Annotated in this window: 17 protein-coding genes; 7 read left to right on the top strand and 10 right to left on the bottom strand. The window is 61.2% G+C overall.

What is annotated here, in order from left to right; all coding sequences use genetic code 11:
* Positions 1 to 173 precede the first annotated feature (173 nt).
* Positions 174 to 1,691, top strand: a complete 1,518-nt coding sequence (locus tag K3555_RS15885) for a trimethylamine methyltransferase family protein (protein WP_260006210.1) — start codon at positions 174 to 176, stop codon at positions 1,689 to 1,691.
* Between the two features lie 12 nt (positions 1,692 to 1,703).
* Here K3555_RS15885 and K3555_RS15880 read toward each other — a convergent pair whose 3' ends face one another.
* Complete coding sequence (locus tag K3555_RS15880; RefSeq protein WP_260006208.1) at positions 1,704 to 2,678, bottom strand: LysR family transcriptional regulator; 975 nt, start codon at positions 2,676 to 2,678, stop codon at positions 1,704 to 1,706.
* Positions 2,679 to 3,109: 431 nt separating this feature from the next.
* Between K3555_RS15880 and K3555_RS15875 the strand changes: the two genes are divergently transcribed.
* From K3555_RS15875 to K3555_RS15860, 4 genes are all read left to right on the top strand, one after another.
* Entirely contained in the window at positions 3,110 to 4,234 is a 1,125-nt protein-coding gene (locus K3555_RS15875) for an extracellular solute-binding protein (protein ID WP_259987060.1), read from the top strand.
* A gap of 169 nt (positions 4,235 to 4,403) precedes the next feature.
* Positions 4,404 to 5,516, top strand: a complete 1,113-nt coding sequence (locus K3555_RS15870) for an ABC transporter ATP-binding protein (RefSeq protein ID WP_260006206.1) — start codon at positions 4,404 to 4,406, stop codon at positions 5,514 to 5,516.
* A 13-nt stretch (positions 5,517 to 5,529) separates the two neighbouring features.
* Positions 5,530 to 6,450, top strand: a complete 921-nt coding sequence (locus K3555_RS15865; protein ID WP_259987056.1) for an ABC transporter permease — start codon at positions 5,530 to 5,532, stop codon at positions 6,448 to 6,450.
* Positions 6,447 to 7,733, top strand: coding sequence for an ABC transporter permease (locus K3555_RS15860; RefSeq protein ID WP_260006204.1), 1,287 nt, complete (start codon positions 6,447 to 6,449; stop codon positions 7,731 to 7,733). Before K3555_RS15865 ends, K3555_RS15860 begins: the two co-directional genes overlap by 4 nt.
* Before the next feature lie 66 nt (positions 7,734 to 7,799).
* Here K3555_RS15860 and K3555_RS15855 read toward each other — a convergent pair whose 3' ends face one another.
* The 8 genes from K3555_RS15855 to lpdA all read right to left on the bottom strand — a co-directional run bounded on the left by K3555_RS15855 (position 7,800) and on the right by lpdA (position 17,532).
* Positions 7,800 to 8,804: a GlxA family transcriptional regulator gene (locus K3555_RS15855; RefSeq protein WP_259997421.1), complete on the bottom strand. Its 1,005-nt coding sequence runs from the start codon at positions 8,802 to 8,804 to the stop codon at positions 7,800 to 7,802.
* 74 nt (positions 8,805 to 8,878) lie between these two features.
* Positions 8,879 to 11,737, bottom strand: a complete 2,859-nt coding sequence (gcvP, locus tag K3555_RS15850; protein ID WP_260006202.1) for an aminomethyl-transferring glycine dehydrogenase — start codon at positions 11,735 to 11,737, stop codon at positions 8,879 to 8,881.
* A 60-nt stretch (positions 11,738 to 11,797) separates the two neighbouring features.
* Positions 11,798 to 12,163, bottom strand: a complete 366-nt coding sequence (gcvH, locus tag K3555_RS15845; protein ID WP_129371897.1) for a glycine cleavage system protein GcvH — start codon at positions 12,161 to 12,163, stop codon at positions 11,798 to 11,800.
* A 21-nt stretch (positions 12,164 to 12,184) separates the two neighbouring features.
* Positions 12,185 to 13,282 carry a glycine cleavage system aminomethyltransferase GcvT gene (gene gcvT, locus K3555_RS15840; RefSeq protein ID WP_260006200.1) on the bottom strand — a complete coding sequence of 366 codons (1,098 nt, stop codon included), beginning with the start codon at positions 13,280 to 13,282 and terminating at the stop codon, positions 12,185 to 12,187.
* Between the two features lie 23 nt (positions 13,283 to 13,305).
* Positions 13,306 to 13,719, bottom strand: coding sequence for a universal stress protein (locus tag K3555_RS15835; protein WP_260006198.1), 414 nt, complete (start codon positions 13,717 to 13,719; stop codon positions 13,306 to 13,308).
* Between the two features lie 71 nt (positions 13,720 to 13,790).
* Positions 13,791 to 15,161 carry a sodium:alanine symporter family protein gene (locus K3555_RS15830; protein WP_260006196.1) on the bottom strand — a complete coding sequence of 457 codons (1,371 nt, stop codon included), beginning with the start codon at positions 15,159 to 15,161 and terminating at the stop codon, positions 13,791 to 13,793.
* A 25-nt stretch (positions 15,162 to 15,186) separates the two neighbouring features.
* On the bottom strand, positions 15,187 to 16,131 hold the full coding sequence (lipA, locus tag K3555_RS15825; RefSeq protein ID WP_260006194.1) for a lipoyl synthase: 945 nt from the start codon (positions 16,129 to 16,131) through the stop codon (positions 15,187 to 15,189).
* Between the two features lie 18 nt (positions 16,132 to 16,149).
* Positions 16,150 to 17,532 carry a dihydrolipoyl dehydrogenase gene (gene lpdA, locus K3555_RS15820; RefSeq protein ID WP_260006192.1) on the bottom strand — a complete coding sequence of 461 codons (1,383 nt, stop codon included), beginning with the start codon at positions 17,530 to 17,532 and terminating at the stop codon, positions 16,150 to 16,152.
* 173 nt (positions 17,533 to 17,705) lie between these two features.
* Here lpdA and K3555_RS15815 point away from each other — a divergent pair, with 173 nt between their 5' ends.
* Both K3555_RS15815 and K3555_RS15810 read left to right on the top strand, forming a co-directional pair.
* On the top strand, positions 17,706 to 18,320 hold the full coding sequence (locus K3555_RS15815; protein WP_129371891.1) for a helix-turn-helix domain-containing protein: 615 nt from the start codon (positions 17,706 to 17,708) through the stop codon (positions 18,318 to 18,320).
* Between the two features lie 103 nt (positions 18,321 to 18,423).
* Positions 18,424 to 19,092: a GntR family transcriptional regulator gene (locus K3555_RS15810; RefSeq protein ID WP_260006189.1), complete on the top strand. Its 669-nt coding sequence runs from the start codon at positions 18,424 to 18,426 to the stop codon at positions 19,090 to 19,092.
* A 9-nt stretch (positions 19,093 to 19,101) separates the two neighbouring features.
* Here the strand turns inward: K3555_RS15810 and K3555_RS15805 are convergent, their stop codons facing one another.
* Positions 19,102 to 19,995 (bottom strand): LysR substrate-binding domain-containing protein, encoded by an 894-nt coding sequence (locus K3555_RS15805; protein WP_260006187.1) that lies wholly within the window; start codon positions 19,993 to 19,995, stop codon positions 19,102 to 19,104.
* Positions 19,996 to 20,006: the final 11 nt, after the last annotated feature.

Raw genomic sequence — 20,006 nt, 5'->3', positions numbered from 1 at the left:
GATGGATTTTGCATGACTAAGCGCCCAGTCAGCGCAGGCTGCAATGCAGGGGCGTTTAATTATCAAAAATTAGAAAACTTTGTTGAATAAACGGGGAATATTGATCCGCTGATTGCCAGCCTGCGGCTGTGGCGGGATCATTGGAGCAAGATTTACCTCAGGAGGTCACAATAATGGCAGAGCAGCGAGCCAAACGGGGCGGGCGCCGGGAGCGTTTGGCGCTGAGGGCGGCAAAGCCTGCCGTGGATCCCTGTCCGCCGGGCCAGATCGGCGGAGCCTATAAGCCGCTGACGCCTGAGGAACTGCAACGGGTTTACTCCACAGCACTGGAATTGCTGGCCAAGCTTGGCATGGGGGAAGTTCCGCCCCGGCTGCACGCCGATCTGCTGGCGGCAGGGGCGCAGGACAACGGTTCCGGGCGGGTATTGTTCCCGCCGCAACTGGTGGAACAGGCGATTGACCAGGCTGCCAAAACCTTTGTTCTGCACGGGCGCGATGACAGCCGCTCAATCACAGTGGGCGGCAATGCGGTGCATTTCGGCACCGGCGGTGCGGCTGTGCAGACGCTGGATATGGAAAGCGGGGTGTATCGGCCTTCGACGCTGACTGACCTGCATGACTTTACCCGGCTGCAGGATACCCTGGTCAATGTCAGCTGGTTCACCCGCTGCTGCGTGGCGACAGATGTGCCGGATAATTACGATCTGGACGTGAACACCATCTATGCGCTGCTGAAGAACACCACCAAACCGGTGGCGACGTCGTTTACGCTGGCTGAGCATGTGGCACCGATTGTGGAGATGCTGGATATAGCTGCAGGCGGTCCGGGGGAGTTCTCCAAACGCCCCTTCGTCAAGGCGCATATCAGCCCGGTCATCTCTCCTATGCGGTATGGCGAGGATGCGGTGGACGTTGTCTATGAATGCATCAGGCACAACATTCCAATGTCCTGCATAACTGCGGCCCAGGCGGGGGCAACGGCGCCTGCTACATTGGCGGGATTTCTCGCGCAATCGCTGGCCGAGACCCTGGCCAGCCTGGTGATGGTCCACGCGATCCAGCCGGGTTTCCCGATGGTGTTCTCCAACTGGCCTTTGGTGATTGACCTGCGCACAGGCGCGTTCTCTGGCGGCAGCGGCGAGACAGCGGTGCTGAATGCGGCCTCGGCGCAGCTGTCGAACTGGCTGGGTCTGCCCTCGGGCGTGGCATGCTCAATGACCGACGCCAAAGCGATTGACGCGCAATACGGGGCTGAAAAGGGGCTGACATCGCTGGCGGCAGCGCTGGCCGGGGGCAATCTGATCTATGAAAGCTCGGGCATGACGGCGTCGCTTCTGGGGGTAAGTTTTGAAGGTTTCGTGCTGGATGACGAGATGCATTCCCACACCTACCGTGCCCTGCGCGGGATTGAGGTGAGCGAGGAAAACCTCGGGTTCGAGGCGATCTGCGCGGCGGTGCTGGGCGAGGGGCATTTCCTGGGCGGTCAGCATACTTTGGCGGCGATGGAGCGGGATTATTTCTACCCGGTGATAGCGGACCGGGACGAGCCGCGCACCTGGGCGGAAAAGGGCGGGTTGGATGCCTGGGCACAGGCACGGTTGCGGGCGCAGGAAATTCTGCGGACCCATCAGCCCGTGTATCTGACTGCAGAGCAGGACCGGGAGATCCGGGCGCGGTTCAAGATCTATTAAGAGGCCGGGCGGTCAAGAGATCAGGGTGAAACTGTCCGCAAGCCAGGGCGCGCTTTGCTGGAACGGTTTTATCGCGTGGTCGGCAATCAGTGTGCGCATCCGGTTGTCGACCAGATCAAGGATCGAGCGCGAGCAATCCGGCGTCGAAACGATGGCCAAAGTGCGCGAGAAGCTTTTGCCCGGAAAAGCGACCATGCTCAGCTTGGGCTGGAACAGCTTGGCGCGGGAAAACAGCAACGGCGTGGTGATCGTCCAGCCGGCACCCGCTGCCACCATGGCCATCAATGTCTGATTGCTGGCGCATTCGAACCGGTGCGGCAGCGACAGGCCCATCCGCCGCAACTGGGTTTCGATCTGGCGGGAAATGATCTGGTTGCTGGCAAAGCGCAGGAAGGGCAGCGTGCTGCGGCCTTCGATAACCTCCTGCAGCATGGGTTCGTCTGATTTGGGCAGCACCGCAACAAAGGGATCGCGCAGCAGCGGCCTGTCTTGAAGATCGCGCAATCGCTCAGACGGGGTGGTAGTGATGCCCAGATCCAGCTGCCGGTCGCGCAGCATGGCCAGGATCGCATGGCTGGAATCGGTCTGATACATGAAATCGCAGCGCGGCATGCTGGTGGACAGGAATACGGCCAGCTCAGGGATGATGTCGCTGTCAAAATCCTCGATCGTGCCAAGCCGAAGATAGCTGGCCTCGGAAATGTTTCCGGCCGAAGCCTCGGCCTTGGCCTTGCGGATCGTGTGCAGCGCATCGCCGATGCTGCGCAGGAAAACCTGGCCTTTGGGTGTCAGAACCATGGGGCGGCGGCTGTGGTTGAACAGCTCCACACCCAGATGATCCTCAAGATTGCGCAGATGGTGCGAGATGGTGCTGACCGACAGGCCGGTCTCCTCGGAGACTTCCTGCAAAGACCCTTTGCGGGCGGTGATCTGGAACAGTTCCAGCCCTTTCAGGCTCAGATCTTTGCGGGTGGAGTGGCTGGGCATCGAATATGTCTCCCACAATTCCGCGGCTGCGTCATGAGGCGTTTTTCAGATTTCCGTCAATTCTTGCCAATAAGCTGGACACCATGGCCGGGCCGGATACGGTTGGGTTGTTACACGGGCAATCCGCTCCTTGCGCAGCTGCTTCGTGCGCCCGCGCGGGAAATGCCGCTGCCTTGTAAAGGGTTTATGAACATTGACGCCTCGCGCCGACGGGCGCACACTGCAGCCACAGCGATGGTTTTTCAGCCGATGCATTGTCGTGGAGGATATTTAACTGCACCGAAACTGGCGTTATGCAAAGCCGGATTGCGAAAGTTCTGGCCTTATCAGTTTTGGAAACTGTCACTGTAGGCGGGGCGCATGACTCCGCAAGGTTTCACGGTTGAAACAATAAGAACAACAAACAACAGTCCAAAGGGAGATAACTGGATATGACAGCAAAGACTTCAATCAGCCGCCGCACGGTGCTCAAAAGCGCAGGCGCTGCGGCACTGGCAGCGCCGCTTTATTCAAAAAGCGCGCTGGCGTCTTCTGGCGAAGTGAACATTCTGATGTGGTCGGACTATCTGCCGCCGGAGTTCATTTCGGGTTTCGAGGCCAAGACCGGCATCAAGGTGAATTACACCGGTATCGGTTCCAACGAAGAAATCATCAACAAGATGAAGGCCACCAAAGGCCAAGGCTTTGACATCGTTTCACCGACCAACAACCGCTCGCTGCAGTGGGGGCCGCTGGAACTGCTGAAGCCGTTCGACATGAACAAAGTCAACATTGACGCGGTGAACCCGGCGATGGCCAAGATCGGCACCGACGCCTGGAACTTTGGCGGTTCGGGCGTGCATTGGCTGCCGCATATCTGGGGCACCGAGGGCATTGCATACCGCACTGACAAATGGCTGCCGGCGGGTGACGCGCCGTCTTATGGCGACGTCTGGTCGGAAGAAAATGCCGGCAAGACCATGGGCCGGGCGCATTCGATGATGCTGGGCGCGGGTCTTTACATGGAAGCCTCGGGCGAGATGGAGCCAGGCTCGATCTGGGCGGCCTATGACGACGAGGAAACCATGCGCAAGGTCTGGGGCCAGGTCACCGACTGGTGCGTGGCGCGCAAGAATCGGATCAAGCTGATCTGGAACGATGCGGACACCCAGAAAAACGGCCTGTTGAACGAGGGTGTTGTGGTTGGCCAGACTTGGGACGGCCCGCCGCTGGCGCTTAAGTCTGCTGGCGAACCTGTGCACTATCAGGCACCGGTCGAAGGCTCGATGGCTTGGGTCGACGGCATCTCGATGCCGGTTGGCGCCAAGAACGAAGAGCAGGTTTATGCCTTTGTCTCTTACGCTTACGAGCAAGAGCCGGCAGGCAAGGCAATCGACAGCCATGGCTACAACTCGCCGGTTCTGGGCGCCGACAGCCACTCGGGCGATGTCTACAAGAAGAACTTTGCCGAAGCCTATCCGGGCAACTCGCTGGCCAATCTGAACCCATGGCCGGCCGAGGCGCCGTGGTATGCGGATGTGCGGACCGAGTTCGTCAACAAGTTCAAAAGCGCCTAAGCGAAGCGCCTGATCATGCGGGCCTCCGGGAGATCTATCCCGGGGGCCGGTTTCGTGCCGCTGGCAGCCAGCCGGAACGGCGCAATCAACAATAATACAAGGGAAGCAGGTCTTGCGGGGCCGGTGGAGCGCCACCGGAATGGGGATCTGCACCCTGGGGAGAAGCCAAATGAGTGCTGGGGTCGGCGTTGATCTCGAGAATCTTTGGATCCGGTTCGGTGACTTTGTTGCCGTGCGCGATGCCAATGTGAACATCAATGGAGGGGATTTCTTCTCCTTCCTGGGGCCCTCGGGCTGCGGCAAAACCACCATCCTGCGGGCGGTCTCAGGCTTTCTTGAGCCAAGCGATGGCCGGGTGCTGATTGGCGGCAACAACATGAAAGGGATTGGTCCGAACAAGCGCCCGACTGCGCTGATCTTTCAGAACCTGGCGCTGTTCCCGCTGATGAAGGTCTGGGAAAACATAACGTTTTCCATGGAGATCAAGGGCGCCTCGGCCAGGGAACGGCGCAAGCGCGCGGATGAGCTGTTGGACATGATCGCGCTGCCGGGGCAGGGCGACAAGCTGCCGTCGGAACTGTCAGGCGGCCAGCGTCAGCGGGTGGCCATTGCGCGTGCCTTGTGCGCCGAACCGGATGTGCTGCTGCTTGATGAACCGCTGTCGGCGCTCGACCTCAAGCTGCGCCAGCACATGCGCACCGAGCTGCGCGAAATCCAGCAACGGGTCGGCATCACCTTTATCTACATCACCCACGACCAGGGCGAGGCGCTGACCATGTCCGACAATATCGCGGTTATGAAGGCCGGGGTGATTGACCAGATCGGTGATGGCAAAACCATCTATAACGATCCGGCTACTGCCTTTGCGGCGTCTTTCGTGGGCGAAAACAATGTCTTTCGCGGCAAGGTGAAGCGGGTGATGGGCGACGAGGCCCTGATCGCCACCAACCGGTCAGGCGATCTGGTGGCGCGGGTTTCCACCGCAAATCAGGGCCGCATGAAAGAAGGCGACGAGGCGATGATGTTCATCCGTCCCGAGGCCTTTGCGCTGGCGCCCGAGGGCGCGGCGGGCGACCATTTCGTGACCGCACGCGTCAACCACGAGGAGTTCGAGGGCAATAGCTTCAACATCTTCATGGAAGGCGACGGCGGTAAGGAGCTGAAGGTCTCGATCCCCAATCTGGGCCAGTCTTTTGATGACCACACCGGTCAGAACATCACCCTGGAATACGAGACGAAAAACGCCGTCTGTGTTCCGGCTGGTGACCTGGCCGCAGAATGAGGAGGCCCACGCTATGCCAAGCTTCCTGAGGGAGTTCTTTAAACGCAACGGTGTCGGCATGGGCAGCCTGATGCTGGGCCTGGTCCTGTTCTGGACCATCGGCCTGATCATCCTGCCGCAGCTGTCGATGCTCGACTTTTCCTTCCGTCCCAACCTGCCGCCGCCAGAGATCGGCGGCCCCAAGGACGTCTATACGGTCGAAAACTACAAATATCTGGTGTTCGGACCGGAGGGCGGCAGCCAAAGCTACAACGCCGTCGACCTCAATGTGTTTTTCCGTACCCTGGTGGCAGCGGTCTGCGTCACCATCTTCAACCTGATCCTGTGCTACCCGATCGCCTATTATCTGGCCCAGACCAAAGGCAATCACATCCGCATCTTCGCGCTGATGCTGATCATCCCCTACTGGATCAACGAGATCCTGCGGGCCTTTGCGCTGCGCATCATCTTCGGCGAGACCGGGGTCCTCAACAACTTTTTGGTGGGACTTGGGGTTTTCGACACTCCGTTTGACTTTATCCGCAATGACATCGCGCTTTATGCGGGTCTGGGCTATGCCTACATCCTCTTGATGATCTTCCCGATCTACAACGTGATCGAAAGCCTCGACCGCAACCAGATCGAGGCGGCGCGGGACATGGGCGCCAGCTGGGCCAAGATTCATCAGCGGGTGGTCATTCCTTATGCCAAGCCGGGCATTTCCTCGGGCTGCACAATGGTGTTCATGCTGTCGGCTGGCGCGCTGGCGGCGCCGCAGATCCTTGGCGGACCGTCTTCCCTGTGGTTCACCCAGCTAATCTATCAGCAGTTCAATGACAACTCCGACTGGCCGCAGGGCGCCGCTTATGCGGTGGTTCTTCTGGTCACCTGTATCCTGCTTGTTTTGGCGATCATGCGCCTGTTCAAGGTGAACATGGGGGATATCGGCAAATGAAGAACTTCTCCTTTATGCGCGTAAGCCTTTGGGTCTATCTGGCGATCTTCTTTGCCTACCTGCTGGGACCGCTGGTGATCATGTCGGCGACCGCATTCAACTCGCCATCGTTCCCGCGGATGACCCCTTGGGAATGCCTGACGTTCGAGTGGTTCTCGGCTCTGTTCCAGGACGAGCGGATCCTGAACGGGATCTGGAACTCGGTCCTGGTCGGGGCGGGCACGATTGTGCTGTCGGTGTCGATGGGGCTGGCAGGGGCGCTGATGCTGACCCAGATCTGGCCGAAACTGCGCGCGACCTATTACACCATCATCATCGCGCCGATCCTGATCCCCGGCGTGGTCATTGGCATCTCGACCCTGGTGTTCTGGGACCGGATCAACCGGATGCTGGGACTGGGCGCGGACAGCTGGCTGTCGAACGGTCTGTTCCTGACCATCATCGGCCAGTCCACCTTTATCGCCAGCTACTGCATGCTGGTCTTGGTGGCGCGCCTGCAGCGTTATGATATCGCGCTGACCGAGGCAGCGCTAGATTTGGGCGCCACCCATGCCCAGGCCTTCCGCAAGGTGCTGCTGCCGTTCATGCGGCCTGCCATCGCTTCGGCCGCGGTGCTGGCGTTCCTGGCCAGTTTCGAGAACTACAACACCACCACCTTCACCTTCGGCGAATACCCGACGCTGACCATCGAGCTGGCGCAAAAGGTGCGCTATGGCATCACCCCGGCGATCTCGGCGCTGGCCTTTATCATCGTGGTGCTGACGGTGATTGCGGCGCTGTTCAACGAGGCCGGCATCCGCCGCCGCGAACTGGTGGCGGCTGCGCGCAAACAGGCCACGGTGGAGGAACTGGAAAGCGGCAAGCTGCGGCTGCCGGGTTTCCTCAGCTCTAACGCTGCAGCGGTTGCGCTGGTGGTTGTGGCCTGTGCAACGGTGGCGGTGGTCGGCACCGCGACGGTCTACAGTCCGGCGCAATGTATCGCGAACGTTCAGGAGCAGAAGCAGCTGGAAGCCCAGGAACGCATCCAGGAGCTGCGCCGCCAGCGGGATCTGCGCCGTCAGCAGCAGCAAGAGCAGCAGGGCGAAGCCCCTGCACAAACTGCGCCTTCAGGTGGCAACAACTCCGGCTTTGGCGGCGTCTTTGCGCCGGGCAGCCTGTCGGGGGATGAAGAAGATGGCGCGGAGGCAGAGCAGGAGCCGCAGGGCAACAGCTCCGGTTTCGGCAATGTTTTTGACCCCGGTGCCCTCTCCAACGACGGCGAGGACAGCGGATCAGATAACTGAACCGGCTCCAAACAAACAAAAGGCGGCTTTAGGGCCGCCTTTTTTCATGAATGACCCAGTTTGTCTTCAGGCGGCGGAACCTGCCGGGTGGCTGTCCGCGTAGTATTGTTTGCGGAAGGCCTGCGGGCTGGTCTTGTATTCCCGCTTGAACCATTCGGTGAGGTTGCTGCGCGAGCCAAACCCGGTGGCGGCGACAATCTCGGCCAGTGGCAGGGTGGTGTGCAGCAGCAGCTGACGGGCCTTCTCAATCCGCAGTTTACGATAGGCAGCCAGCGGACTGGTGCGGGTCTTTTGCTGAAAGCGGCGCTCCAGTTTGCGCGGAGAGACGCCGGCCTGCTGGGCAATGTCGCGGATCAGCAGCGGCTCTTCCAGGTTCTGTTGCATCAGGTCAAGAATCTTGACAATCAGCGCGTCGCCCCCGGCGGTCTGGCGCAGTTGCAGCGATATTTTTGACTGTTCCGATGCCGGGCCAAAGGCCAGGCCGAGGTAATCACAGACCGCATCGGCGATGAACGGTCCGCGGTCGGCGCGCAGGAAACCGGCCAGCAGGCGCAGGGCGGCAAAGCTGCTGACGGCGGTGTTGATGCGGCCGGCCGCAGTTGTCAGCGTGCCTGCCGGGGCGCAGGTCAGCTGCTCTTCCTCTGCGGCGGCAGCGAAATTCGAATGCACGGCAGTCTCGAAGGCCGCCTGCAAACCGGACTCGGCCAGCAGAAAGATGGCACTGCCGGCAAACAGGCAGCGCTGGGCTTGGCGGCAGATCCGCTGCAGGCTGGCCTTTTCACCTGAGTTCAGCGGCCAGCGGCTGGAGATGCCGCCGAGGAAGATGACCGTCTGCGGTTTCCACCCCGCGGGCACGGCGCGCATTTGCGAGCTGAGATTGCGCACGGCTGTTCGGTATCCGCTGTCGGGAAACAGATCATTGGCGGCGCGGAAAACTTCGCAAATCATTTGCGCCGCGGCAGGGGGTTCTGACTGCGGCAGGATGATTTCGACGTCGTGGAAGCGGGCGTGTGCCGCGCTGTCAGCAGAGCGCTGGAAAGCTGGCACGGTCAGCGGTTCGAGACGGGACATCATTCTCTCCTCTGAGCGGGTCATGCGGGGGTGCCCTGCCGGGCGGGGCCGGCAGGGCACGGAGCCTGAAAAGATCAGGCTTCGTTTTCTTCGTAGTCCGACATCGGCGGGCAGGTGCAGATCAGGTGGCGGTCGCCATAGGCGTTGTCCACCCGGTTCACAGCCGGCCAGTATTTGTCGACACCAAGGTTGCCCGGAGGGAAACAGGCCTGTTCGCGGCTGTAGGGACGGTCCCATTCACCCACCAGGTCGCGCACCGTGTGCGGCGCGTGCTTAAGCGGGTTGTTTTCAGGATCGATCTTGCCGTCGATGATGTCCTGCGCCTCCGAGCGGATCGACAGCATGGCCTCGCAGAAGCGGTCCAGCTCATCCTTGGGCTCGGATTCAGTCGGCTCTACCATCAGCGTGCCGGCCACCGGCCAGGACATAGTCGGGGCGTGGAAGCCCGAGTCGACCAGACGCTTGGCGATATCGTCCACGGTGACGTGGCCTTCCTCATCCAGCGGGCGGGTGTCCAGGATGCATTCATGCGCCACACGGCCCGTTTCCGAGGTGTAGAGGATCTTGTAGGCATCCTTGAGGCGCGCTGCGATGTAGTTGGCGTTCAGGATCGCAACCTTGGTCGCCTGGGTCAGGCCCGAACCGCCCATCAGCAGGCAGTAGGCCCAGCTGACCGGCAGGATCGAGGGCGAACCGAACGGTGCTGCCGAAACCGGCCCCACGGCAGTGCCATATTCCGGGTGGCCTGGCAGGTGCTCGGTCAGGTGCGCCTTGACGCCGATCGGACCCATGCCGGGGCCGCCGCCACCGTGCGGAATGCAGAAGGTCTTGTGCAGGTTCAGGTGCGAAACGTCGCCGCCGATCTTGCCCGGCTGGGCAAGGCCCACCATGGCATTCATGTTGGCGCCGTCGATATAGACCTGGCCGCCGTGATCATGGGTGATCTGGCAGACCTCCTGCACGGTTTCCTCGAACACACCGTGGGTCGACGGGTAGGTGATCATGCAAGCCGCGAGATTGTCGCTGTGCTGCTCGGCCTTGGCACGGAAGTCGGCGACATCGATGTTGCCGCTGTCGTCCGCTTTGACCGGGATCACCTTGTAGCCCACCATCTGCGCCGACGCCGGGTTGGTGCCGTGTGCGGAGGTCGGGATCAGGCAGATGTTGCGGTGCGCTTCGCCGCGCGACGCGTGGTAGCTGCGGATGGTCAAAAGGCCCGCATATTCGCCCTGCGCCCCGGAGTTCGGCTGCTGGGAGATCGCGTCATAGCCGGTGATCTGGCACAGTTTGTCGTTCAGATCGTCGATCATCTGGTGGTAGCCCTGCGCCTGATCTTCCGGGCAGAAGGGGTGCAGGTTGCCGAATTCCGGCCAGGTGACCGGGATCATCTCGATGGTCGCATTGAGCTTCATGGTGCAAGAACCCAGCGGGATCATCGCACGGTCCAGCGCCAGGTCGCGGTCGGCCAGACGGCGCATGTAGCGGGTGATTTCTGCTTCGGCCCGGTTCTTGTGGAAGATCGGGTGGGTCAGATACTCGCTTTCGCGCAGCGCATAATCGGGCAGGCGGTAGGCGCGGTTTGCGACGCTATCGTCTTTCTTGTCGATGCCGAAGGCTGCCCAGACGGCTTCGATTGTCTCGGCGCGGGTCTGTTCATCCAGCGAGACGCCGATCCGGTCTTCACCCACTTTGCGCAGATTCACACCACGGGCAACAGCTGCTTCCATGACGGTTTTCTGCAGCGGGCCGACGTCGACAGTAATGGTGTCGAAGAAGACTTCAGGCTCTACCTTGAAACCGTTTTCTTCCAGACCAGCCGCCAGGCGCGAGGTCTTGCGGTGTACTGACTGTGCAATCGCCTTGATGCCGTCGGGACCATGGTAGACCGCGTACATTGACGCGATGACTGCCAGCAAAGCCTGTGCAGTACAGACGTTGGAGTTGGCTTTTTCGCGGCGGATGTGCTGTTCACGGGTCTGCAGCGCCAGGCGGTAAGCCTTGTTGCCGCGGGCGTCGACGGAGACACCGATGATGCGGCCGGGCATGGCACGCTTCAGCTTGTCGGTGGTCGCCATATAGGCCGCGTGCGGGCCGCCGTAACCCATCGGAACGCCAAAACGCTGGGTCGAGCCGATGGCGATATCCGCACCCATTTCACCGGGCGACTTCAGCAGCGCCAGAGACAGAATGTCGGCGGCGACAACGGCGATGCCCTTGTGCTCGTGGATGGCTTCGATTTCCGATGTGAAATCGCGCACATGGCCGTAGGTGCCGGGATACTGGAAGATGGCGCCAAAGACTGCGCCGGGATCCAGATCATCGGGATCGGCAACCACCACGTCGATGCCCAGAGGCTCGGCGCGGGTCTGGATCACGGCGACGGTCTGCGGGTGGCAGTTCTTGTCGACGAAGAAGGCGGCGTTGTTGGCCTTGGAGCGCGAGCCGCGGTGTGCCATCGACATGGCTTCAGCGGCGGCGGTGGCTTCGTCCAGCAGCGAGGCGTTGGCGATGTCCAGGCCGGTCAGGTCGCTGACCATGGTCTGGAAGTTCAAGAGCGCTTCGAGACGGCCCTGGGAGATTTCCGGCTGATAGGGAGTATAGGCGGTGTACCAGGCCGGGTTTTCCAGGATGTTGCGCAGGATCGGCGCCGGAGTGGTGGTGCCATAATAGCCTTGGCCGATCAGCGTGGTCAGAACCTTGTTTTTGGAGGCGATCTCTTTCATGTGGAAGAGGGCGTCGCGCTCGGTCATTGCCGGGCCCCAGTCCAGCGCCTCTTTCTGGCGGATGGCGGGCGGCACAGTGGCGTCGATCAGCTCGTCCAGGGTTTTGAAGCCGATCACCTGCAGCATGTCGGCCATCTCTTGCGGAGACGGGCCGATGTGGCGCCGGTTGGCGAAGTCATAGGCTTCGTAATCGGTAAGTTTGAAGGCCATTTCATAGGTCCTTGTCTGGGGCAATGGACCCCGCCGGGGGTGCCGGCGGGGAGGGGGTGCTTAACCGATCAGGGCTTTGTAGCCGTCCAGATCCATCAGGTCGTCCAGCTGGGACGCGTCCGACAGTTTGATCTTGTAAATCCAGGCGTCGCCTTCCGGGCTTTCGTTCAGAGCGCCGGGGTTGTCGGCCAGGGTTTCGTTCACCTCGACCACTTCACCGTCCAGCGGCGCGTAGATTTCGGAGGCTGCTTTCACCGACTCGATCACACCGATTTCGCCGCCTTTTTCGAACTCGTCGCCGGTTTCGCGCTGCTCGACAAAGACGACTTCGCCCAGCTGATCGGCGGCGTGCTGGGTGATACCCAGGGTCGCCACATCGCCTTCAACGGTGATCCATTCATGGTCTTCGGAATAATAGGTGGCCATTTTGACTCTCCTGATGATGTCTTAGCGTTTGTAGTTCTGTGTGACGAAGGGCAGGGCGACGATTTCAGCCGGCTGTGCCTTGCCGCGGATGATGAGGTTCACCTTGGTGCCTGCTGCGCTATGATCTGCCGCAACATAGCCCATGGCAACCGGGCCGCCGACGGTGGGGCCGAAGCTGCCCGAGGTGATGGCGCCAAGAGTATCACCGCCTTCGCTCTGGACTTCCACGCCCTGGCGGGCCGGTGCCCGGCCTTCGGGCTTGATGCCGACCAGCTTTTTGGCCGTGCCTTCGGCCAGTTCTTTCTGGATGCGGGCCGCACCGGGAAAGCCGCCTTCTTCGCGGCGGCGCTTTTGGATGGCCCAGTTCAGCGAGGCCTCGATCGGGGAGGTGGACTGGTCGATGTCGTTGCCATAGAGGCAAAGGCCGGCTTCCAGGCGCAAGCTGTCGCGGGCGCCCAGGCCTGCAGGTTCGCAGTCGTCATGGGCCAGGAACAGTTTGGACACACGGATGGCGTCTGCTTCGGGGATCGAAATCTCGTAGCCGTCTTCACCGGTGTAGCCGAGGCGCGAGATGCGGCATTCAACACCGCCGATGTCGGCGATGGCGGTTTCCATGAACTTCAGCGCGCGGGCAGCGGGGCACAGTTCGCCCACCACGTCCTCGGCCTTGGGGCCTTGGACGGCAACCAGCGCGCGGTCGAAGATCTCGGTTACTTCAATGCCGTCCAGGTTGGCCTGCATATGCGGGATGTCCTGGTGGCGCAGGGCGGCGTTCACCACGACAAAGTAGTGGTCACCGGCATTGGAGACGATCAGGTCGTCCATGATGCCGCCATCATCATTGGTGAAGAAGCCGTAGCGCGCCTTGCCCTCTTTCAATGTGGCAAAAGCCTGCGGGCAGAGCGTTTCCAGCTTTTCGCCCACGCCTTCGCCGCGCAGGATCACCTGGCCCATGTGGGAGACGTCAAACAGCGCGGCCTTTTCGCGGCACTGCTTGTGCTCACCCATGATGCCCATGGGGTACTGAACCGGCATTTCCCAGCCGGCGAAATCGACGATCTTGCCGCCAAGCTCGACGTGCAGGTCATAAAGCGGGGTGCGTTTGGGTGCATCGGTCATAGTCTTGAGCCTTTCAAGCGGGATCAGTCGCGGACAACCATAACGGTGCAATGCGCGTTGCGCACCACACGAGCCAGGTTCGGGCCGATTTCATAGTTCGGGAAGTCGCCCTTGGCCGAGGCCATGACGATCATGTCAAAGCCTTCTTTGTGGGCAAGCTTGAGAATTTCACGGTAAACGCTGCCTTCTTCGATATGCACCGGCACATTGGAAGCGCTGGCGTTGTCCAGGATCGCCTGCACGGCCTTGCGCACATGGTCCTTAGCGCCGGCGCCATAGTTGGCGGGCAGGTTGGGCAGTTGAATGATCTCGGGGATGACCGAAACAGCGTGCAGCTCCGCGCCGTAGAAATTGGCCTGCTCCAGAGCAAGCGGAAGCGCCTTTTTCCAGGACCGGTCATCGTTGTGATCAAGTGTCAGCAGGATTTTCGTGGCCATCTGTCATCACCTCAGGTGGTAAAATGAGTGCAAGGGGCTGGGGGGCCGTTACAGCCCCCCAAGGAGGTCGGTTACTTGGCAGCTGTGCCAGTACCTTCGGACGCGCCGCCCGAGGCAAAGAACGCTTTCGTCAGTTTGAAGACGATCGGGCTCAGCAGGGCCAGGGCGATCAGGTTCGGAATGGCCATCATGGCGTTCAGCGTATCCGCCAGCAGCCAGACAAAACCGAGGTTCGCAGTTGCGCCAAAGTAGATCGCAACAATCCACAGCACGCGGTAGGGCATCAGCGCTTTGGCACCGAAGAAGAAGCCCACGCATTTCTCGCCGTAGAAAGACCAACCGAGGATGGTGGTGAAGGCAAAGATCGACAGGGCAACTGCGATCAATGCTCCGCCCAGACCGGGCAGGGAGGTCTCAAAGGCCAGCGAGGTCAGCGCCGCACCGGATTCACCGGACGTCCAGGCACCGGATGCGATGATCGCCAGACCGGTGATCGAGCAAACGATGATGGTGTCGATGAAGGTGCCGAGCATGGCAACCAGACCCTGGTTCACTGGGCCGGCAGTCGAGGCTGCAGCATGCGCAATCGGAGCAGAGCCCAGACCGGCTTCGTTCGAGAACACGCCGCGGGCCACACCAAAGCGGATCGCCGCCCAGACCGCCGCGCCTGCAAAACCGCCTTCGGCAGCAGAGGGGGTGAAGGCATGGGTGAAGACCAGGCTCAGCGCGTCGCCGATAGCGCCTGCGTTGATCAGCAGAACCAGCAGGCCGGCGATGATGTAGCTGACGGCCATGAAGGGCACCAGTTTACCAGCCACAGCACCGATGCGGGTGATGCCGCCCAGGATCACGGCTGCGGTCAGAACCATCAGGATGACGCCGGTCACCGAGGTGTTCACGCCAAAGTTCGAGTCCAGAACCTGCGCCACGCCGTTGGCCTGCACACCGTTACCGATGCCGAAGGCTGCGATGGCGCCAAACAGCGCAAATGCACCGCCAAGCCAGGCCCATTTGGCGCCAAGGCCGTTCTTGATGTAGTACATCGGGCCGCCGACGTAGTTGCCCAGCTCGTCCTGCTCACGGTATTTCACCGCCAGAACAGCTTCGGCGTATTTGGTGGCCATGCCGACCAGAGCGGTCATCCACATCCAGAACAAAGCACCGGGACCGCCCAGGAAAACGGCGGTTGCAACACCGGCAATGTTGCCGGTGCCGATTGTGGCCGACAGCGAAGTCATCAGCGCGTTGAACGGGCTGATCTGGCCTTCACCGCTTGCTTCACGGCCTTTGAACAGCAGGCTGAAGCCCATGCCCAGTTTGAGGATCGGCATGAATTTCAGGCCGACCTGCAGGAAAAAGCCAACGCCCAGAATGAGAACCAGCATAAGCGGCCCCCAAACAATCCCGTTGATCCAGCCTACTGCATTACTTAACGCTTCCATGGGTCTCCTCCCGATAACGTCTTGGTTAAATGCCCTTCGCCAAGGCCATCTGACGGGCCTCTTTCAGGGCGGCAAAGTCTTCATCCGCGTGGAACGAGGAACGGGTCAGCGGCGTGGCCGACACGTGAAGAAAGCCCTTGGACCGGGCAATCTGTTCCAGCTGCGCGAATTCTTCCGGCGACCAGAAGCGGTCGATCGGGTGATGCTTGGGGGTGGGCTGCAAGTACTGGCCCACGGTCAGGAAATCGACCTGTGCCGCACGCAGATCATCCATCACCTGACGCACGTCGTCCAGCGTCTCGCCAAGGCCGACCATGATGCCCGACTTGGTGAACAGCTGCGGGTTGGCGCGTTTGGCGTCGTCCAGCAGCCGCAGCGAGGTATAGTAGCGTGCACCGGGACGCACGCGCGGGTAGAGGCGCGGCACGGTTTCCAGGTTGTGGTTGAACACATCAGGCGCTGCTTCAAAGACCGCATCCGCCGCTTCACCCTTGCCCAGGAAATCCGGGGTCAGCACCTCAATCGTGGTGCCCGGGTTCTGGTGGCGGGTGGCGCGGATGGTCTGGGCGATATGTTCAGCGCCGCCGTCCTCCAGATCATCCCGGTCAACTGAGGTGATCACCACATGGCGCAGGCCCAGCTTTTTGACGGCCGCCGCCACCCGGCCCGGTTCAAACGCGTCCAGCGTGTCCGGCCTGCCGGTGGTCACATTGCAGAAAGAGCAGCCGCGGGTGCAGACCTCGCCCATGATCATCATGGTGGCGTGGCGCTTGGACCAGCACTCGCCGATATTGGGGCAGGCGGCCTCTTCGCAGACGGTTGCCAGATCGTGCTCCCGCATCAGCTTGCGGGTTTCATAGTACTCGGCGCTTTCGATCTTCTTCTTGCGGATCCACTTCGGTTTGCGCGGGATCGCGCTGTCGGCCTTATGGGCCTTTTCCGGGTGGCGGGGTCTTAGCTGGATCGTCATCTGGCATATCCCTCCGGATCAGGCGTGGATGGCGCGGCCAAGTGCATCAAGGCAGGCTTCTTTCACCGCCTCACCCATCGCAGGATGCGCATGGCAAGTCCGTGCAACCTCCTCGATAGTAGCACCTTTTGTCATCGCAAGCACCAATTCGGCAATTAAATCACCGCCATGCGCGCCGCAGATATGTGCGCCCAGGATCTTGCCATCGGGTGTGGCCAGCACTTTGACTGCGCCGTCGGTCTCGCCGGTGGAGCGCGCGCGGGAGTTGGCCATGAAGGCAAACTTGCCTGTGATGTAGTTGGTGCCGGCCTCTTTCAAGGCCTCTTCAGTCAGACCGACCGAGGCAACTTCGGGATCGGTGTACACAACGCCGGGGACGGTGTTGTAATCCACATGGCCATGCTCGCCCGCGATGATTTCGACGCAGGCAATGCCGTCTTCCTCAGCCTTGTGGGCCAGCATCGGGCCGGGCACGCAGTCGCCGATGGCAAAGATGCCGGGCACTGAGGTCTGGAACGTTTCATCCACCTCGACAAAGCCGCGGGCGTTGATCGAGACACCAAGGTCTTCCAGACCCATGCCGCGGGTCACCGGGCGGCGGCCGATGGCGATCAGTACTTTGTCCGCCTCAACCTGTTCTTCCTTGTCCTTGCCGACACGGTCGAGGGTCAGGGTCAGGCCGGTCTCGCCCTTCTCAATTGATTTCAGCGCGCGGCCCAGCTGGAACTTCAGCCCGCGCTTGGACAGCGCCCGCTGGGACAGCTTGGCGATCTCGCCGTCGATGCCGGGCAGGATACGGTCGAGATACTCCACAACCGTCACTTTGGATCCGAGGCGTGACCAGACCTGACCGAGTTCAAGCCCGATCACGCCGGCGCCAATCACCACCAAGTGCTCTGGCGCGGCTTCAAGCGCCAGAGCACCGGTGCTGCTCAGCACGTCCACCTCGTCGATGTCCACGCCGGGGAGGGCGGCGGGTTCCGAACCAGTGGCAATCAGGATGTTCTTTGCTGTGTAAGCGTCGCCGCCAACCTGCACCTGGCCGGGGGCGGGGATGCTGGCCCAGCCTTCGATATGGTCGACACCGTTCTTTTTGAACAGGAAGGCGATGCCCTTGGTCAGGTCGCCGACAATCTTGTCCTTGCGTGCCATCAGCGCCCCCAGGTCCAGGTTGGTGCCCTCGACGGCAATGCCATGCGCAGCAAGATGGGACAGTTCGGCATACTTGCCAGAGGAGGTCAGCAGCGCTTTGGAGGGGATGCAGCCAACATTAAGGCAGGTGCCGCCCAGCGACCCGCGGCCTTCGACGCAGGCGACCTTAAGACCCAGTTGTGCAGCACGGATTGCTGCGACATAACCGCCCGGCCCGGCCCCGATCACAATCAGATCATATGCGCTCATGTGGATTCTCCTCCGAAATGCGGTTCAGGACCGGCACGTACGCTTCCGTATACGACGTTTCGTCTCCTATAGGAAACTTTTTCCCTCTTGCAAACAAAAAGTTCCATCACGGAAATTTTGACCCCTGAATACATCAAAGCTAAGCTGTTTGCGGAACAGGAGAATTTACACGAATGGAACCAATTCCCTCAGAAGAAACAGGGCTGGGCCCGGAGGCGATGGAGGCTCCGGACGGTGAAGTCCTGGGGAAAATGATTCGCGATGCCCGCAAGGAAAAGGGGCTGACGCTGGAGGAAGCAGCGCGCGCTGCGGCCATTGGTCGGTCGACTTTGTCGAAGATCGAGAACAACCAGACCCGCCCCAGTTTCGAGATCATCCGCCGCCTGATGCAGACGCTGGAACTGGAAACGCCGCAGTTGTTTGTGCAGTCCGGGCAAAGCGGCGTCACCGGGCGCCGGGATTTCACCCGCACGGGCCTGGGTGAGCACAAGGAAACTTCGACCTATGATCACGAACTGCTGTGCAGCGAGCTGACCAGCAAGCGCATGGTGCCGTACATCAGCACCATCAAGGCGCGCGACGTGACGGAGTTCGACAATTGGGTCCGCCACCAGGGTGAAGAGTTTATGTTTGTGCTGAGCGGCGAGCTGATCCTTTACACGGAACACTACCGGCCGCTTCGCATGGGGGCGGGGGACTCAGTCTATTATGACAGCGGTATGGGCCACGGCTGTGTGTCGGTCAGCAAAGAAGACGCCAGGGTGCTGTGGGTGTCGCTGGAAGTGTGACGGCCAAGACGACGGAAGTGGTGCAAACCCCTCTGCTGGCAGCTAAGCCGCTTTTCCGGACGGGCAGGTTCGCATACACCTGTCCGAAAGGAGAGGCATTGCGATGAAACTGGACCCGATTGATACCTCAACAGCAGCTTCGGCTTCCGCTGCAGTGTTTGAGGCGTTGCGCAGTGCGATCATCGATGGCCGGCTGGAAGAGGGCGAACCGCTGCGCCAGGAGGAAATCGCACGCCGCTTCAACACCAGCCGGATCCCGGTGCGGGAGGCAATCTCGCGGCTGGAGGAATACGGGCTGGTCAAGACACAGCGCTTCAAGGGCGCGGTTGTTGCCGGGCTGTCGGCGGATGAGGCGGCAGAGATCTTTGATTTCCGCGCGCTGCTGGAGCCGGAGATCATCCGTGATGCGGTCCCGCGGATGTCACAGGAACTGCTTGCCAGTGCGCGGTTGCATTGCGAGGCCTTTGCCGGCTGCAAGAACCCGATGGAGTGGGGTGTTCTGAACCGGGAGTTCCACGACGCGCTCTACAGTGCCGGTGCGCTGACCTATTTTCGCGAAGCAGCCCGCAGCGCGATGGACCGGATCGACCGCTACATCCGTGCGCAGCTGGTCATGAGCGACGGTATGGAGCGCGCCGAGCGGGAGCATGTTGCGATCCTGACGGCCTGCGAAGAGGGCGATGCCACTCGTGCTGCAGAACTGACCAAAGCGCATGTTCAAGCGGCCAAAACCTCGTTGCTGGCGCATTTCCCCGTTCTGATCCGGTCCTGACACCTGTTCTCAGAGTGCCGTTGCTGGTGATGTCTGGGCAAGCAGCCAGTCGCTGATAGCGCTGGTGGCATTTTCATTCGGGCCTGCTTCCGGCCGGACCAGGTAATAGGCGCGGTTCTCGCTGACGGTTGTATCGAACAACTGCACCAGCACCCCGCTTTGCAGATCGGTGTCGATCAGCGGGATCCACCCCATCACGATACCCTGCCCGGACGCAGCGGCCTGCAGTACCACATTTGTGTCTTCAATGACCGGACCGGGCAACGGGCCGTCCAGCCGGACCCCGGCCTGCATGAACCAGGCGTTCCAGCCCAGGGTGTCACGCTGGTGGATCAGAGGAAAGCGCATCAGGTCGGCGGGTGACTGCGGATGCCCCAGCCGGTCCAGCAGGGCCGGGCTGGCAACCGGTGCCGATAGCACGCTGACCAATGGTTCGGAAATCATGCCGGGAAAGCGCCCGTCGCCCCAGGTGATAAAGATATCGGCGTCCACATTCTGCGGCGAGACCATCAGCGGGGTCTGCACCAGCTTCAGTTCTACATCCGGGAATCTTGCACAGAAATCGGCAAAGCGGGGCAGCAGCCAGCGGGTGGCAAAGCTGGGGCCCAAGGCAATGCGGATCGTGGTTTTCTCGGGCCACCGGGCCGCTGAGTTCACTGTGGTCTCCAGGATCCTGAACGCCTGCGAGGCGCCATCCGCCAGCCGCGCGCCTTCGTCCGTCAGATGCACCTGGCGGCCATCACGGGTGAAAAGCCGGATGTTCAAATAGGCCTCCAGCCCGCGAATGTGATGGCTGACAGCGGTGGGCGAGACGCCAATCGCCTCAGCCGCCGCGCGGAAGCTGCCGAGACGGGCCGCGGCCTCAAACGCGCGCAGGGCGGGGAGGGAGGGAAGATTGACCATGCTTGAGTTGA

Origin of the sequence: Leisingera sp. M527, assembly GCF_025141525.1 — a bacterium.
Classification (GTDB): Bacteria; Pseudomonadota; Alphaproteobacteria; order Rhodobacterales; family Rhodobacteraceae; genus Leisingera.
The sequence above is the reverse complement of the archived record's forward strand: the minus strand, read 5'-3'. Positions and strand labels throughout refer to the sequence as shown.